This is a genomic window from Hyphomicrobium sp. (genome assembly GCF_041659645.1).
In the GTDB taxonomy this organism is placed as follows: Bacteria; Pseudomonadota; Alphaproteobacteria; order Rhizobiales; family Hyphomicrobiaceae; genus Hyphomicrobium_B.
Genome location: NZ_JBAZXX010000002.1, coordinates 500,945 through 517,596, shown reverse-complemented (window position 1 = coordinate 517,596; position 16,652 = coordinate 500,945). Strand labels below are relative to the sequence as shown.

The window sequence follows — 16,652 nt, the reverse complement described above, 5'->3', positions numbered from 1 at the left end:
GCCGTAACGCAAAGGATAACGCTTGGACTCGATCAGCGCCCGCATCGCCAAAGAACTCAATGTTCAAACGGTGCAAGTCGCCGCCGCCGTGGCGCTTCTCCATGAAGGCTCGACGGTGCCGTTCATCGCGCGGTATCGCAAAGAAAAGACAGGTGGCCTCGACGACACCCAATTGCGGAAGCTCGAAGAGCGCCTCGGATATCTGACGGAACTCGAAGATCGGCGTGCCGCAGTCGTAAAGAGCATCACCGAGCAAGGCAAGCTGACGCCTGAGCTGCAGCGCGCCCTCAACGCCGCCGATACCAAGGTCGAACTGGAGGATCTCTACGCTCCGTTCAAGCTGAAGCGGCGAACCAAAGCTCAAATCGCCCGCGAAGCCGGGCTTGAGCCGTTGGCCGATCTGCTTCTCGGCAATCCGACGATTGACCCCTCGAACGAAGCTGAAAAATATGTGAGCGCCGAAAAGGGCGTGGCCGATGCCAAGGCGGCGCTCGATGGCGCACGGTCGATTCTGATCGAACGGTTCGGCGAGAACGCCAAGCTCGTCGGTGACTTGCGCCAGTGGCTCTGGACGACGGGACACATCACGTCAAAAGTTTTGAAGGGCAAGCAAACAGAAGGCGCGAAATTTTCAGACTACTTCGATTTCTCGCAGGCGATTTCGAAGATCCCGTCGCATCGCGCGCTGGCGCTTCTGCGCGGACGCAATGAAGGCTTTCTCGATCTCGATCTGGATGTAGAAATCGAACCGGGCCGTTCGCATCCGGCGGAAGCGAAAGTCATGACGGCTTTCAACATCGCCGAGCGCGGCCGCTTGGCGGACAAATGGCTGATCGATACGGTCAAGCTCGCCTGGAAGACGCGACTGCACACGTCTCTGGCCGCCGACCTCCTGGTACGCCTGAAGGACGACGCCGATGCCGCCGCCATCGGCGTTTTCAAATCCAACCTGAAAGATCTGCTACTCGCGGCGCCCGCCGGACCAAGGGTGACGATGGGCCTCGATCCCGGCATCCGAACGGGCGTCAAGGTCGCCGTCGTCGATCAGACCGGTAAAGTCCTCGATACGTCGACCGTCTATCCGCATGAGCCGCGAAACGATTGGAACGGGGCGCTGGCGACGCTTGCCGCGCTGAGCATCAAGAATAAGGTCGACATCATCGCCATCGGTAACGGCACCGCCAGCCGCGAGACCGATAAGCTCGCCGGCGATCTGATGAAGAAAATGCCCGACCTCAAGCTCACGAAGGTGATGGTCTCGGAAGCTGGTGCTTCGGTCTATTCCGCGTCCGAAATCGGGGCTCAAGAATTTCCGAACCTGGACGTTTCGTTGCGCGGCGCCGTATCGATCGCCCGACGTCTACAGGATCCGTTGGCCGAACTCGTCAAGATCGAGCCGAAAGCCATCGGCGTCGGCCAGTATCAGCACGACATCAACCAATCCGCGCTAGCGCGTTCGCTCGATGCCGTCGTCGAAGATTGCGTTAACTCCGTTGGGGTCGATATCAACATGGCGTCGGCGCCGCTTCTCGCTCGCGTCGCCGGACTGACCGCGACGATCGCTAGCAACATCGTTCTGCATCGAAACGAGAACGGCGCTTTCAAAAAGCGGACCGAGATCAAGAAGGTGGCGCGTCTCGGACCGAAAGCCTACGAGCAAGCCGCCGGGTTCTTACGCATCGTGAACGGCACGAACCCGCTCGACGCATCCGCCGTTCATCCCGAAGCCTACGAAGTTGTTGAACGCATCGCGGAAGCGACGAAGCGGCCGATCAAAGCCATGATTGGCGACGGCGCGTTCCTGAAATCGCTGAATGCCAAACAATTCGCAGACGAGCGGTTCGGCACGCCGACTGTCATCGACATTCTGGCCGAGCTTGAGAAGCCCGGCCGGGACCCGCGCCCGGAGTTCAAAACGGCGGAGTTTAAGGAAGGCGTCGAGAAAATCGCCGATCTGCAACCCGGCATGATGCTCGAAGGCGTCGTAACGAACGTGACGGCCTTCGGTGCGTTCGTCGATGTCGGCGTGCATCAGGATGGCTTGGTGCATGTGTCGGAGCTCGCCGACACGTTTGTAAAAGACCCGCGCGAAATCGTAAAAGCCGGTGATGTGGTCAAGGTCCGCGTCAAGGATGTCGACGTGGAACGCAAGCGCATCGCGCTGACCATGAAATCCGGTGCGATTGAATCCCAAACCACGCGTCACGAACGCAGCCCGGACGTTCGCCACTCCAACACCACCGTGTCGAACGCAAAACCCGGGGTGGAGTCGGCGCTGGCCGCCGCTCTCCGGCGTGCCCGCGAGGCCGGTTAATGATGAAAGCAGCGTCCTAGGAAGCAGCGCTCGGGTTATCGTTCAGAACCCGCATTCGTCGGAAAGGCCGCTTAACGCTACGGCGCCTCATCGGCGACGTCGGAAATATCATGTGTCCCGGCACCTGCTTCATCGCGGAAGCAGGCAAGTTATCAGGCGACGAGCGCCACGTAATCCGGAGCGGATTCTTCTTCGATCTCGAACGAGTAGGGAAGTCCGGCGCAGCAGGTCTGGGCGGCTCGTTCCGCATCATCTCGCGAGTCATAGCTGTTGAGTACATAGGCATTGTCGCCGCTCACATCACACCAGACATGAATCCGATATCGCGTCATCTCAAATCGCTCCCTCAAGCTGCCAAGCAGCAATGACACCTTCCGACATTCGCAATGAATTGAGGATGAATGGTTTGGTCTGCTTAGCGACGAGACTGGGACAAACGATTGCCACAAACAGGTATTGTATCCCGTCGCCGAACCCAGAGTTCAGATCAGTAGCCGGCAGCCCAACCCATCATCAGCATGAAGACGAACATCGCCGACATAAGGAACGTGAGCGCGAAATAGGATGCGCTCCTTGCCGCTGCGCTGTCCGCCGCGATCGCCTTGGCCTGAGCCCGCGAGCGACTCGTCGCACCAAAATTGTGTCCAGTCGGGGTCATCTCGTTTCTCCTGTCTTCAAGAAGCCTGGAGACGATATCGCCACACGGTCGACCGCGCCGCTAGCCAGCGCTTGGTCTGCTCCCATCATCCTTTGGTTTGCTTGAGCCGAACTGGAGGGAGACCGGAACCGCTTCGCCAGCGCCGATATTCTAATGCGCGCCCGCGCAATTGCTCGGAGCAGCAGTTCCTGCGAACCGGTCCGCCATCCAATCCACAGACGGCTTGGCGGCGTCGCGGCTGATCATGCCGTGGCCCACGCCATTATAGAGCAGTGTCAGTACTCGGCTGCCCGCGCCGCAAAGTGTTTTAACGTATGCGGCCGTTACCGGCGGATCGACGACATTGTCGGCGGTTCCCTGCGCGATCAAAATAGGGATGCCGGGCGGAAGCGTTCCGATTGTATTTTCGCCGAGAAGACGGTGCCAGGGCTCCATCATCGTCGGGTCTGGCACCTTCAGGAATTCTTGCGACAGATCTTTTCCGATCATGCCACGCGGCCGCAGGTCGATGATCGATTCAAGGCAGATGTTCGCGAGCCTGTCGACGTCCGGAATGGCTTCCCGAACGACGATCTCCTGCATCGGGGCATTGAAGACTCTGTTCCAGGACCATAGGGTCATCGCCAGCAGGTTCTTGCCGCCAGCCGTCGCGATGTCGGCACGCATCAGGGCGCCGAGTTCGGTCGCGGGCGCGGCGGCGACGATCCCCAGAATAGTGAGCTCGGATGCATAGCTTTTGGCGAGCTTGCCGGCGAAGAGCACAGCCTGGCCGCCTTGCGAGTGCCCCCAAAGAACGGACCGCGCGCCGATACCGCTTCCGGGTAAGGCTACGGCCGCCCGGATAGAATCCAGCACGGCCCGGCCTTCGCTCACACCGACCAGATAGGGATGAGGCCCCGGCGTCCCCAACCCTGGATAGTCGGTCGCCGCGATGGCGAGGCCGCGCTCCAGCATCATGCGCAGCCCGGGGATCTGCTGGAAGAAAAAATGCGCCAGCGTCGGCGCGCAATGCGGAACGATACCCGTCGTCGGATGTGCCCAACCAATGACGGGCCAGCCGCCGGGTGGTGGCGTTCCGCCGGGAACGATCACCGCGCCCGACACCGCAATGGGTTCCCCGTTGAGCCCCGTCGAGCGATAGAGAACGCGGACCGCTTGCGCCCCGAACCAACTGTCGCCCATCGCCTCCGTGCGGATGATCGTCCCGGGCGCGCCGGCGATTTCGCTTGGCGAAGCCTGATAAAAATTGGATTGCGCCTCGGCGGGAGCGCCCGAAAATAGCGCAAGGAATGCCATCGCGGCCGCAGCGATAAGCGTGAACGCTCTAGCGATCATAAGCGAACCTCCGCCGGACCGGCAAGCGTGGCATGGCCATGACCCACCGATATCGCGACAATCCGGATATATCTTGTGCTGCGCATATTTTGCTCCACGCGCGACGCGCGCCGATGCAAATAATCAGTAAGCGAATGGAAAGCTTCGCGACAACTTCGGAGCCACGGGGTAGCGAGAGCGGCGTTCTGGCTGTCGCTTTCTTTTGCAATGGAAGTGAGGCCGCGCTCTGTTCGCCAAAAAGGCAAATGAAGTCGAGAGCGGCTCCTCAAGGATGTCTCAACGCCGGCGGCCGCGGTGTCCACCGCCACGTCCCCCACCGTGTCCCCTTTTCGGCGCATTGAACTTACGAGCATGCCCGCCGCCATTTCCGGCCGCTCGGTGCGGACGAGCCTTGAATGAGTTTCCTGCCCCACGATTTTGGCCTTGGGACTGACGCTTATGCCGGAAACGTGCAGGATCTCCTCCGCCGCGCTTGCGATCGACATTCGCTGGAGCAATCTTCGACCGATTGACATTGCCATCCGTGCGGCGAAGATCCTTGTTTAGCTCTCTCCGGCGCGTGGCGTCGCCGGCCGCGTTGTTGTGCGGTCGCATCGAGCCGCGATGACGGGGGTTATGTTTCCATTGATCGGATGAAATGTGGTTGTGTCGCCCGTTGATCCGGTTCCACCGGTTGACGTCGACGTGAATGTCGTGTCGGCGCCAATCCCAGCGGTTCCAGCCCCAGATGCCGCCTGCGATCGCGAAACCTGCCGCTCCCCACCAATAGCCGTTGTTGAAAACAGCTCCTGGGTATCCCCAATAGTACGGTGGGTAGTCAGGATACCACCAAGGGCCGTAAACGACGTCCGGCTGGTAGGTCGGCACGTAAACGACGTCCGGGTCCGCGGGCTCGATGACGTAGGTGTCGCCGTCCTGCTTGATCGTTTGCTGCGAGTTGTTCTTCAGATGACCGGACGCGGATGCTTTTGATCGCAAGAACTGAACTTCATCCATGACTTCCGCTTGCTGGTTCGTAAAAGCGGTACCCAGGTTCTGCGTCCAGTCCAGCTGATCGCTCATGGTCTTCAGAACATCCGGGAACAGCAACAACGCCTTGATGCTCGGATCCCAGTCCTTTGACTTGACCGCGTCGGTCAACGCGTCGCCCTCGAGCTTGACGTTTTCCGGCTCACTGCGCCAGCGTTGCGCTTCAACGATGTCCAGCGGATATGTCGATCCCATCAGCACATTCGACAGAAGATCATCGGGATAGAGCGCGATCGGCGCTAGCATCTGATCGAGTTGCTGCTTCGAAAATTTCACGTCATCGGCGAGCGCCGGCCCGGTATGAAGTGCGGCGATAAATAGGAAAGCCAGCCAATACGCAAATCGCACTTTCATGGCGAAACTCCTTCGGGCTCGGTACGGATCGACCTCGTTGCCGGTTTCAACCATCCGTAGCATAACCCGATCTAGCATGGGAGCGGCCGTTACGTCATCCGCCGATATCGTCGTTTCGCAGTGCAACCTGATCATGGTTGATCGAGCAATACCGGCAGGACGGAGATGATCCACATGCTTCAATCGGTGGATCTGAGCGCTAGCTCGGATTGGGATGCGGCGGTCCGGCGAAGAATGCCTCGCAGTCTCTGATAGTCGGGCATGATTGCATAATCCGCGCAATGCGAAAGGTCTTCCTCAAGATCATCCCATTGCATGGCGAGAAGCTGATCGCGGGAGAAGCGGCCGCGAACGCGCGAGGTGTGCATTTGAACGACGGGATTGCAGGCACCCGCCGCGAGGGACGCAGCAATCGCGCCGTCGTCGCTTGAGATAAATGTCAGGAACGACAGGCCGGCCTCGCTCGGCACAACGTCGTGATGGACGAGAGCATTGATTTCGACGAACGCGACGCCGCCTTTTCCTTCTATCGGGCCGCTGTCTGGGGTGATTGCGCGAACTTCGAGTCGCCCGGCGAGACGCGCAGGCGACGCGGTATAAGTTCCCCCGCTGATGTAAAAATCGATATCGCCGTCGATGAGCGCGCGGTTCAGAAGATCATGGTCCGTCGTAATCATCTGCGCCGATCGATAAATGGCACGGGCCGTCTCGGAGAAAACAGCGAAGGCGGCGTCATCGAACGCCGCGAAGGGATTGAGGTCCGCCGCGATCGCGACATGCATGACATTGAAATCATCGTAGGAGAGAATTCCGAACCGTCGATGGAAATCCGAACGCAGCGTAAGCTTGAAACCTTGCTCGCGCGCCAGAGCTGGCGATAGCGTGTCCTGATTGATGACGAGATTAAACGGCCCACACCTTTGTGGAACTCCAATTACGTTTCCGCCGCTACCCCGTGCGGCGGCTGCGAAGCGTTCGAATGGGTCAGAGGGCTGAGACCCCAAGGCTTCAGGGAGCGAGTGGATAAATCCAGCCGGGTCCAAAGTGTCCCGGACGAATGGCGTGTTGATGTTGATGATGTCCCAGCAACCCGGATCGCCCATAAGCTTACGGCACGCGAGATCGTCGGACACATGGTTCTCACCGCCGATATTCAATCCGGTCGCGGCACGCAGCGAGGAAGGAAAGTCGCCGTCGGCGTAGCCTTCCCAGCCGAGATATCGCAGCGTTGTCATTCCCCGGCGCGCTCGAAATAGGATTGATCGAGCGGCGCCTCCTCTGACTTGCCTCGCTCGACGAGGGCCGAAAGATCCTTGACCATCCATGCGAAGAGTTCGCGTCCCTGTTCGACGCGTGCAAGGCTCGGCGTGCCCGTTACGCCGTTGAGGCTCGTCCGGTTCACGGGATGAGAAAAGACCAGACCTTCGGTGCGGTCGGGATCGTCCGAAGCCGGGATCAGCTCGGTGCGCACAATCTCAGGGGCTTCCGCCAACATGAGGGCGGTTTCGGCGGCGTTCGCATGCCAGTCTTGCGCGTCCGAAAAGTGCGCCAAGCGTACACGCTCGCTGATGGTTGCCGTGTTGATCACCGCAACCATCATATCGTCGTGCTCGGCACGGAGCATTTCAAGCGCGCAGCGGAGCGGCGCCGCGTTCGTCACATGGCTGTTGACGATGAACAGTCGTCGAACGCCGCTGTGATACGCCCAATCTCCGATCTCCTTTATCACCGTGATCAAGGTGATCGGCTGCAGAGCAATCGTCCCAGGCCACCGTCGGCTGTGTCCGAGCGAGCAACCATAGGGAAGCGTCGGAAGCATCGGGACCCCCGTCTGCGCCGCGACGGCTCGGCAGAGTTTGTCCGCGAGAACGAAGTCCATGCCGGTGCCGAGATGCGGCCCGTGCTGCTCGGTCGCGCCGATGGGTAGAATTGCCACGTGACTGGACTTCGCCAAATCGCTCGGCAATTCGCTCCAGGTTCTATCCGCCCAGTTCATTGTCGCGCCATCAGTAGAATTTCAGATAGCGGGCATGTTCCCAGTCGGAGACGTGGTTGATGTAGCTCAGCCATTCGTCGCGCTTGAAATCGACCCACGCTTTCTTCATCGCGGGGCCGAACGTCGCCTCGCTCAACGGATCGGCATCGAAGGCATTCACCGCTTCTTCGAGCGTACGCGGAAGATGATAGACACCCAAGTCTTTCAGTTCGGCTTCGCTCTTCAGGTACATGTTTTCGGTATGGGGATCGCCGGGATCGAGCTCGTTGGCGATGCCCTCGAGACCCGCGGCGAGCACGAGCGCAGCGCCGAGATAGGGATTGCAGGAGCTGTCCGCGGCCCGGAGTTCGACACGGCCGCCGCCGAGCGGAATGCGCAGCGTGTTGGTGCGGTTGTTGTTGCCGTAGCAGGCCCAGACGGGGGCCCACGTAAACCCAGACATCGAGCCCTTGAGAACGAGGCGCTTATAGCTGTTCACGGTCGGGGCGACGACGGCACAAATTGCGGGAAGATGTTTCATGATGCCGGCGAGGAACTGATAGCCGAGCTTCGACAGGCCGCAACCGCGCGAATCCGACGGGTCGGAGAACAGGTTCTTGCCGGTGGCTTTGTCCGAAAGAGACATGTTGAAATGCGCGCCGCTGCCGGCGCGGTCGCCGTAAGGCTTTGGCATGAACGTCGCGAAGCCGCCGTGCTTGCGGGCGATCTCATGCGCCATCATCCGGAAGAAGACGTACTTGTCGGCCATCGAGAGCGCGTCGAAATAGCGAAAGTCGATTTCGAACTGACCGATGCCGTCTTCGTGGTCGAAGCTGTAGACGTCCCAGCCGAGACTGTTCATCGAGTCGATCAGTTCGCCGATCCAGCCAAGATTATCGAGCGTTCTCGCGACATCGTAAGCCGGCTTTTCGAGGTTCTTGCGGTCCGAAAGCGGCTTGAAGCCGAGAACCGGATCGTCTTGAAGAACGAAAAACTCCGCTTCCATGCCAAGGTTGAGGCCGTATCCCAACGCATCGGCTTTCGCGAGGGCGCGCTTCAGAATATTTCGGCTGCACGCTTCGAATGGCTTTTTCCGGCACCAGAGATCGCTCGCGAACCACGCGACGTCCTTCTTCCATGGGAGGACCGCGCAAGAAGCGGCGTCGGGGTGCGCCGCCACCTCTTCATCGCTGACATCCTGTGGGATGCCATCGAGAGCCGCGCCGGTGCAGAGTTCCGAACCGGCCATCATGTTGCGCATGTGCGCGATTGGAACGGCCTTGCCCTTGGAAACGCCGTGCATATCGACGTAGCTTGCGAGCAGATACTTGACGCCTTCCGCAGCAAGTTGGCTTTCGAGCTCTGTCGGCCCTTTTTTGACGATGGCGTCCATTTTCGTTTCGACTCCGTTATAGGACTTGAATTGCTGAGGGGTGAAGCAAAGCGCGGCCGATACTTCCGTTTCGGCCGCGTTGGATTTGCTCTGGACTATTTCGCTGCAACCAGTGCGCTGACGAACGTCGCGTCGTAGGTGTCTTCGATCTTCGGCGCGGCTTCGATCTGCTTGCGCTTTATCAAGACATCCGCGATCAGCTTTCCAGACGTGTAGAGAGACTTCGCATCATCGCGCGGCGTGAAATATCCAGACATCTCGGAGACGGGGATGTTGTAAGCGCCTTTGGCCTGCTCTTTCACGTCATCGACGGTCGTTGAAAAATACTTCGCGACGATCGCGTAAGCTTCATCGGGATGCGCTTTTATAAAGGCCATGCCATCAATGTAGCCCTTGATGACCGCGTCGATCGCCTTCGGGTTCTTGGCGATGTAATCGGTCGAGAAATAGAGAATATCCGTGATCAAGCCGGGAGCGGACGCCGACGTATAGATCGCATGGTAGCCGCCGTTGACGTCGAGTTTCAGGATTTTGCTGACGTTCGGCTCGTAGGTGGCGCCTGCGACGGCGCCGCCGACTAGGGCCGCGGCAACGTTCTCCGGCGTCGTATCAAGGCCTTCGACATCGGCTTCCGTCAAGCCTGACTTTTGCAGTCCATAGGCGACCAGAAGGTTATCGCAGGTAGCGAAGGGATACGCGACTTTTTTGCCCTTGAGGTCCGCCATGGAGTTGACTGAATTCAGCGCGACGACGGCATCGGCGCCGTTCGAATAATCGATCGGCATCACGACACGAAATGCATTTTTATTCGCCACGAGATTGATCACCTGATCGTAGGTGTACATCGCGCCTTGAACGCCGCCGCTCTGGAGTGCCGCGGGAATGAGAGCGGGGTCTGCGAAATCCTTCAACTCGACTTTGACGCCGTATTTCTCGAACAGGTTCTTCTCAACGGCAACGTAGAACGGCGCATAGCCGATCCAGGCAACGGTCGCGAGCGTCACCGTTTCCTCTGCACGAGCGGCAGTTGCGTGGAACGAGGTGACGCCTGCCAACGCGACCGCGCCGACCATTCCCAGGTTTCGGATTTTTGTCCAAAGCTTATGCATGTACGAGGTACTCCTTCAGGAAAGGTGCCGGGCGTTATGCTTCGGCTCCGGTGTTTGCCAATGCAGATGCGTCAAGCGACATGCCAACCGTCTTGCGGACGCGTTCCATAACGGTCCGCTTCAACGCCACGAAGTTTGGGTCGACGCGCATCATGACGTTGCGGTCTCTCGGCAACGGCACGTCGTAGATCGTGTCGATTCGGCCGGGATACGGGGACATCAGAACGACGCGCGAGCCGAGATAAAGCGCTTCCTCGACATCGTGCGTGACGAACACGATTGTCGTGCCTTCGCGCTCGACGACGCTCAAAACGAGGTCCTGCATGACTTCGCGTGTCTGAGCGTCGAGCGCGCCGAAAGGTTCATCCATCAGAATTATCGACGGCTTCGACATGAGTGCGCGCGCGATGGCGACGCGCTGGCGCATGCCGCCGGAAAGTTGCGACGGATACGCGTCCTGAGCCTTGGACAATCCGACCAGCGAGATGAGTTTCAAGGCGCGCGCGTCTTCCGCACCGCGTTCGAGCGCCAAATTATCATGACTGTTGGCCGCGAGGCGCCGGCTGAAGATAACGTTCTGCTTGACGGTCAGCCATGGGAAGAGGCTGTAGTCCTGGAAGACCATGGCTCGGTCGACGCCGGGCCCATTGACCGGCTGGCCGCCGACAATGACCTTGCCGTTATCGGCGGTCTCAAGACCCGCAAGAATCCTGAGAAACGTTGATTTTCCGCAGCCCGATGCGCCGACAATCGTCAAGAATTCGCCGGCGGCGATCGAGAGCGAGATGTCGTCGAGCACGAGCATACTGCCACGCGCGGTATTGAAGCTTTTGAAGAGATGTTTGACTTCAATCGACGTCGTCATTGGTTATTGCCTCCTCAAATAGGGGAAGAGGGCATGATGCAAGGCGCGCAGAAGCTGATCTTGGATGAGGCCAAGGAAGCCAATGACAATGAGACCGGCGAAGATTTTGTCCGTCTGCAAGAAGCGCTGCGCTTTGAGAATAGCGTAGCCAAGCCCGGAATTGGCAGCGACGATTTCCGCAACGACCAGATAAGTCCAAGCCCATCCGAGCGTGATGCGGCACGTCGTTAGAAGAGCCGGTGCGGCTGAAGGGAAGATGACCCTGTAGACAATTTCCCGTCGTGTGCCGCCCATCGTCTGCGCGGCTTCGATCTGCTGCAGGGGGACTTTTCGCACGTCGTCCGCGAACATCAGAACCATCTGAAAAAAAGTCCCGATGAAGATGATCGAGACTTTTGAAAGTTCGCCGATACCGCACCAAAGCATCATCAACGGAACGAAAGCCACAGCCGGCATGTACCGAATGAAATCCATCGCCGGTTCGATAATGGCCTCAGCGGGCTTGAAGGTCCCCGCGAGCAAGCCGAGCGGGAGAGCTATGACGAGCGACGAGATAAAGCCGAGACTTACGCGCTCAAGGCTGATGCCGAGATCGCCCGCGAACCCTTCGTTCGCGATCCATGACCAAAAGCGCTTAAGCACATCCCAAGGTCCGGGCATGAATATTTTCGGCACGATGGCTGCCTCGCTGAGGAATGCCCACAGGAGTATCGGAGTGGCGACGCCGAGGATCGCGTAAGCCGCATATGGACGCCGACCGAGCGCTCCCCGGATGGTCCACTGACGTTGAGGCGCGGCGCGCTTCGGCATCGTCGCGCCCGTTCGCTTGGGCGAGATCTCCGTGGTGGAAGCGTTCATTGCAACAATCCGCATGTCGAAACGCTCATCGTTCCATCTGTTCCGGTCGGCTTCCCGATAGAAGAAGCCGCTTGCATGTTGGATAATTAGACGATTAATTAATATGGAAGCGCAAGCGATTGCGTTGGACAAAGTGCGGATTTTTTGAACAATTTTTCCACCATGACGCACATTCTCCAGGCAGTGATGTGGGGTGCAACCGCTCTTCGTTTGCTAAGAAGGTAGAGCAAGAAAGAGATTCGGGAGGTTTGAGGTTTGGCAACGGATAATAGAGCGCCGGTCGCGGTGAACGCGTCGCGTCGGCAGGTTCGCAAACCAGTGAAACGCAAGCCCGCTCGTGTAGGACGTCCGAAGTTCGACGTCTCGTCGCGAGATGCCGAGACTCACATCCGAGAAATCTCTCTCGATCTATTTGCCGAACGCGGATTTTCGGCTGTCACCACGAAGGACATTGCCGACGCGACCGGATACAATACGGCGATGATCTATTATTACTTCGGCAGCAAGGAAGAGCTGTTTCGCAACGCCGTGACGCTCGCTGTTGAACGGGCTTTCCAACAGTTCAGCATCGCAAGGGAAGGCCTAAAGCATCCGCGCGAGATTATCGATGGGTGGCTCGACAATCACGTGAAAGAGTACGAGACGATATCAAAACTAATAAAAATTTCAGTCGACTACGCAAAGACATCGAAGCGCAACGTGCGCATCGATGGGGCGATCCGGCGATTCTACGTAGATGAGCGTGATGTCTTGCGCGCCGCGTTGGTCTCGGGGATCGAGCGCGGCGATTTTCGCAAAGTGGACGTCGACGAGACGGCGAGCTTTATATCGACCTATCTCGATGGGGTCTTTGTGCGCGCGATGATCCTGAAGGATTTTGACCCGATAGAATCGATCGGCGATCTCCGGTCATTCTTGGGCGCGTATCTCAAGCGCGGGAAGTCCGTCATGCGATAATTGGCGCGTGGTTGTTCGATTGGGCGGCGAACCCTTCCGGCAGCAAGTCACGCAGGCTCGTGTCGGTCGGCTTTGGTGCTGAGTAGCACCGTGTTTGTGCTTCGCGAAAAATGTGTCGTCTCCGCTTGCTAGGCAGCTTCTCGCCCGGGAGCACGAGAGAACGATCTCACCGCTTGAGGGAGGGGCCCGTCGCCCGCTGCCGCGAGCGCGTCGCTTATCGAGGCATAGTGATAGTGCATGGCCGTCTTGACGGCATAGGTGAAAAGCAGCTGCGGCTCAAACCGCCGCGTCCGAAAAGCCCGGAAAAGTTGAGACCGGTATTTGGTTCGCAATGCGCGATCTTCGACCGATGAGACCAAGCGCCCGGCTAGCACGAAAAACATGATGTAGTTTTCAATGAAGCTCTTTACCCAGGCTCCGCGGTGGTGCCGCCAATACTCAAGCTGATGCACGGCGAATTTGAAATTGCCATCAATAAATAGCGCATCAACACGCTCGAAATAGGCGTCGGCCGTATAGGTTTTCCCCGTGATCTCGACGAAACCCTTACGCAAATCTTCCCGCGACATACCCAATGGAGCGACATTCGTACCGAAGGCCGCGCTGTCGTCATCATCGTTCAACCGGCCTTCCTTCTTCAGCCGGTCGTAGAGGGGGGTGGTCGGGATCGCGTGGAGTAGTCCAATGAGGGCATTTGCGATCCGCGCATCTGCAAGAAACCGGGGGAGCTCTCGAAAGACGGAGGGCTTGTCGCTGTCGAAACCGACGATCATTCCGCACCAGACATCAAGGCCACTGCTTTGGATCCGATGCACGCGCTCAAGCAGCGTTCCCGCTCGCTCTCGAACATTCTGAAGTTTCTTGGTTTCCCTCAGCGATTCTTCATTGGGGCTTTCGATGCCGATAAAGACACTTTGAAATCCGGCCTGACCCATAAGCCTCATAAGTTCATCATCTTCGGCCAAGTCGAGAGACGCCTCTGTGAACAAGGTGAGGGCATAAGCATGCTCCTCCTGCCATTGGATCATATCGCGTAGGATGGGTTTGATCGCTTTCTTATTTCCGATCAAATTATCATCGACCACAAACACGATCTTGATACCGGCATCATAATAAGCCTGGAGTTCCGCCATGACTTGTTTGCTCGATTTCAGTCTGGGTTTGCGACCGAAGGTAACGATGATGTCACAAAACTCGCAGGTGAACGGACACCCGCGCGAAATCTGCATGCTGCCGAACATGTAATGCTGTGATTTGAGAAGATCGAGCCTCGGCGCTGGAAGCGTCGTCATGTCAGTCCTTTCGGCCTGGACGTAACGGCTTCGATGTTTTCCCAATTCCCATTCGCGCAAAAACTGAGGAAACGTCTCGTCGGCTTCGCCAACGAAAATAATATCGGCCAAGCCATCGAGTTCTTCGGGTTCGACGGTCGCCATGGCGCCGCCGACGACCGTGAGGACGCCACGTTTGCGAACCTCAACGAGGATTTCTCGAAGTCGCCGCCCTTGAATGCTCATCCCCGTTACGCACACCATATCTGCTCGGGCGAGACGGTCGAAATCAATCTCCTCGACGTTCTCATCAACGAGCGTGACGTCGTGATGCTTAGGAACCAATGCCGCAAGGAGTGGAAGGCACGCGACCGGTAAATTTGCGCGCTTGCCGAGCATGCTCATACATTTTTCCATCCCCCAGAAGGACACATCGAAGCGCGGATTGATTATGACTATATCGGCCACAGTCGGTCCCTCCGTATTCGCCCACAAGATAACGTCCGATCTTGCCGCTACGAAGGCGCTCGTTATACGGCGGAGTCAGGGGTTAAAAGCTTTATAGCCTCGACAATGTTCCGATGGGCTACGTTTGACGCGTGCTTTCAGACGTTCAATAGCTCGTCGGACAAGCCCGCGCCGATCCGGATCCGCTGGCGCTTCGGCCACGGCCAACTTCATCCGAAAAGGCGCACCTCACAAGCTGCGCGGCGGAGTTCCGCCCTTGGCCATAAGCGGATATGGCTTACCGCTTCCAAAAAGCATTACGCAATACAATCTAGGCCGTCCTCGTAAATCCAACATTGTCGGCGATAACGGTCGTCGGGCCGATAGGAAGCGGTTCCGGGTTGGCGATGTCGAGTTTCTGGAAGCCGATTTTATCCTTCCATATCTTCCGCAGAAAATCCTCGAAGACTTGGATGGTGAGTTGTTCGCCGGGACAGCGCCGGTACCCGAAGCCAAAAGACGCGAAGCCCGCGTGATCGCATACGGGGAATGGCTTGTCGTCGATGATGCCATAGACCGTTCCGAAGCCGCTGTTGTGCATCGTCGCCTTTCGTCCATCCCGGACGTCGAACGACGTCCTGTCGAACGGACATTTTGCAAAGCCGATTTGCTCGGCTTTGGCTTCGTCGATTTGATGACTCGTTGGGACGCTGTTGTAGCGGTCTGGATCGAATTTATCGGGATCCTTCCACTGTACGGGATCAAAGCTCGTGTCCCAATGTGGACTGACGACATAGCCGAACCGTTGAAAGGGAGGGGGCCTGACTTCGTTCATCGCGGAAATGCTCCCGCCGTTCGGCGTGATCGTGCGGAACAGCTCCATCACGAACCGTTCGAGGGGCGTGAAGGCCTTGCCGTCGGCGTTATCGAAATCGCTTTCCATCGTCTTCTTGAACCAAGTCTTCGTATCGGGATCGCCGGTATCCTTCGCCAGCTTGAGCATGATGTTGTAAAGCGTATTACCCCATTGGCTCAGCGCGACGAAGTTGTGGAACACCTCGAAGACGACATCCTGGTGCGCAAAATATTCACCGTCTCCGGCATTTTTGATCCAGTAATAGGTGAACGTCTTTTCAGGATGAGGCGTCGCGCCGCTATTGAGATCTGCGATTTTCTCATCGATCCATTCCTTCAAAAACGCCAGGTGTTCACGGACTTCCATATAATTGTCGTAGACAATCTTTTGGGTTGGATCGCGATAGGCCAGGACCGTGTTGAAACTTTCGCCGATCTGACGAACTCTCTTAGGAACCGCGTCGCCTTTGACGCCGAGGTGCAAATCCCAATACAGGTCGAAATAGCTCTCCAAGTAGGGACGCATGAGAGGCTTGTTTGAGTTGGCATCGCTGAGCAGCTTATCGAAGAAGAGCTCGACCTTCTCGCCGTACATCGGGTGGTACAAATCCGGCGTCAGCGCCGACATGTAAATTCGCTTCCGGCGATTATCAGGTCCGCGCTTTTCTAGCCCCTGGAGGAAAACGGTGACTCCATCTTCCGGAGCAGGTTTCCAGCTTTCGCTCAGTAGACCCCAAAGATCGTAAGGAAGGGCATTCTCTTTGGTGAATTTGACGTCGATCATCGGCAAGCTCAACCGCTCGCCTTGGTATGTACTGACCAGAAAATGCGGAACGATCACGTTTTCGACATACGCAGCGTCAAACTCCGAAAGGTATTGTTTTCGCAGCCGGGCAACAGCTCCCTCAATATCGCTTGGCGCTAATGGTTGTCCGGGAACGGGGGGAGATTGTGAGGCAGCGGGTTGAGCGGTCGTTGCAGCAATCGCCGTCGCAGTTCCAATCAGAAATGCTCTACGTTCCATTTGAAATACCTCGCGATCTGGACGCTCCTGAATAGGAAAACGCCTTTTCAGCCGGGAATTCGTAGCTAGGCGTTCTTAGGGTTCGCTTGGTGAGAAAGTGTCTTCATATTCGGGCGGACGATGAATCCGCAAAATTTTTAATGCGCCGGAAAAGGCTCGGAAATTACGCTCGTTGCTCCGCCGTGGCAATTACTTACAGGGTTAATGC

General features: G+C 57.7%; 14 protein-coding genes. 2 read left to right on the top strand and 12 right to left on the bottom strand.

The window, feature by feature from the left end:
* The first annotated feature begins 22 nt into the window (after positions 1–22).
* Positions 23–2,314 carry a Tex family protein gene (locus WC811_RS07515; protein WP_372642599.1) on the top strand — a complete coding sequence of 764 codons (2,292 nt, stop codon included), beginning with the start codon at positions 23–25 and terminating at the stop codon, positions 2,312–2,314.
* Between the two features lie 152 nt (positions 2,315–2,466).
* On the opposite strand, the gene WC811_RS07510 is transcribed toward WC811_RS07515, so the two are convergent.
* The 10 genes from WC811_RS07510 to WC811_RS07465 all read right to left on the bottom strand — a co-directional run bounded on the left by WC811_RS07510 (position 2,467) and on the right by WC811_RS07465 (position 11,890).
* The gene (locus WC811_RS07510; protein WP_372642597.1) at positions 2,467–2,646 is read right to left on the bottom strand and encodes a hypothetical protein; all 180 of its coding nucleotides are present in this window, start codon (positions 2,644–2,646) and stop codon (positions 2,467–2,469) included.
* A 155-nt stretch (positions 2,647–2,801) separates the two neighbouring features.
* Complete coding sequence (locus WC811_RS07505; protein WP_372642595.1) at positions 2,802–2,972, bottom strand: hypothetical protein; 171 nt, start codon at positions 2,970–2,972, stop codon at positions 2,802–2,804.
* Between the two features lie 150 nt (positions 2,973–3,122).
* Positions 3,123–4,307, bottom strand: a complete 1,185-nt coding sequence (locus WC811_RS07500) for an alpha/beta fold hydrolase (RefSeq protein ID WP_372642593.1) — start codon at positions 4,305–4,307, stop codon at positions 3,123–3,125.
* 276 nt (positions 4,308–4,583) lie between these two features.
* Positions 4,584–5,690: a DUF3300 domain-containing protein gene (locus WC811_RS07495; RefSeq protein ID WP_372642591.1), complete on the bottom strand. Its 1,107-nt coding sequence runs from the start codon at positions 5,688–5,690 to the stop codon at positions 4,584–4,586.
* Between the two features lie 179 nt (positions 5,691–5,869).
* Positions 5,870–6,925 (bottom strand): hypothetical protein, encoded by a 1,056-nt coding sequence (locus WC811_RS07490; RefSeq protein WP_372642589.1) that lies wholly within the window; start codon positions 6,923–6,925, stop codon positions 5,870–5,872.
* Complete coding sequence (locus WC811_RS07485; RefSeq protein WP_372642587.1) at positions 6,922–7,686, bottom strand: creatininase family protein; 765 nt, start codon at positions 7,684–7,686, stop codon at positions 6,922–6,924. Before WC811_RS07485 ends, WC811_RS07490 begins: the two co-directional genes overlap by 4 nt.
* A gap of 10 nt (positions 7,687–7,696) precedes the next feature.
* Complete coding sequence (glnT, locus tag WC811_RS07480; protein WP_372642585.1) at positions 7,697–9,058, bottom strand: type III glutamate--ammonia ligase; 1,362 nt, start codon at positions 9,056–9,058, stop codon at positions 7,697–7,699.
* A gap of 95 nt (positions 9,059–9,153) precedes the next feature.
* Entirely contained in the window at positions 9,154–10,167 is a 1,014-nt protein-coding gene (locus WC811_RS07475) for an ABC transporter substrate-binding protein (protein WP_372642583.1), read from the bottom strand.
* Between the two features lie 34 nt (positions 10,168–10,201).
* Entirely contained in the window at positions 10,202–11,032 is an 831-nt protein-coding gene (locus WC811_RS07470; RefSeq protein ID WP_372642581.1) for an ABC transporter ATP-binding protein, read from the bottom strand.
* 3 nt (positions 11,033–11,035) lie between these two features.
* Complete coding sequence (locus tag WC811_RS07465; RefSeq protein ID WP_372642579.1) at positions 11,036–11,890, bottom strand: ABC transporter permease; 855 nt, start codon at positions 11,888–11,890, stop codon at positions 11,036–11,038.
* 318 nt (positions 11,891–12,208) lie between these two features.
* On the opposite strand from WC811_RS07465, the gene WC811_RS07460 reads away from it, so the two are divergent.
* Positions 12,209–12,847 (top strand): TetR/AcrR family transcriptional regulator, encoded by a 639-nt coding sequence (locus tag WC811_RS07460; RefSeq protein WP_372642577.1) that lies wholly within the window; start codon positions 12,209–12,211, stop codon positions 12,845–12,847.
* A 128-nt stretch (positions 12,848–12,975) separates the two neighbouring features.
* On the opposite strand, the gene WC811_RS07455 is transcribed toward WC811_RS07460, so the two are convergent.
* Together WC811_RS07455 and WC811_RS07450 are read right to left on the bottom strand one after the other, a co-directional pair.
* The gene (locus WC811_RS07455; protein ID WP_372642575.1) at positions 12,976–14,523 is read right to left on the bottom strand and encodes a B12-binding domain-containing radical SAM protein; all 1,548 of its coding nucleotides are present in this window, start codon (positions 14,521–14,523) and stop codon (positions 12,976–12,978) included.
* 373 nt (positions 14,524–14,896) lie between these two features.
* A complete protein-coding gene (locus WC811_RS07450; protein WP_372642573.1) occupies positions 14,897–16,204 on the bottom strand; it encodes a hypothetical protein in 1,308 nt (435 codons plus the stop codon).
* Between the last annotated feature and the right edge of the window lie 448 nt (positions 16,205–16,652).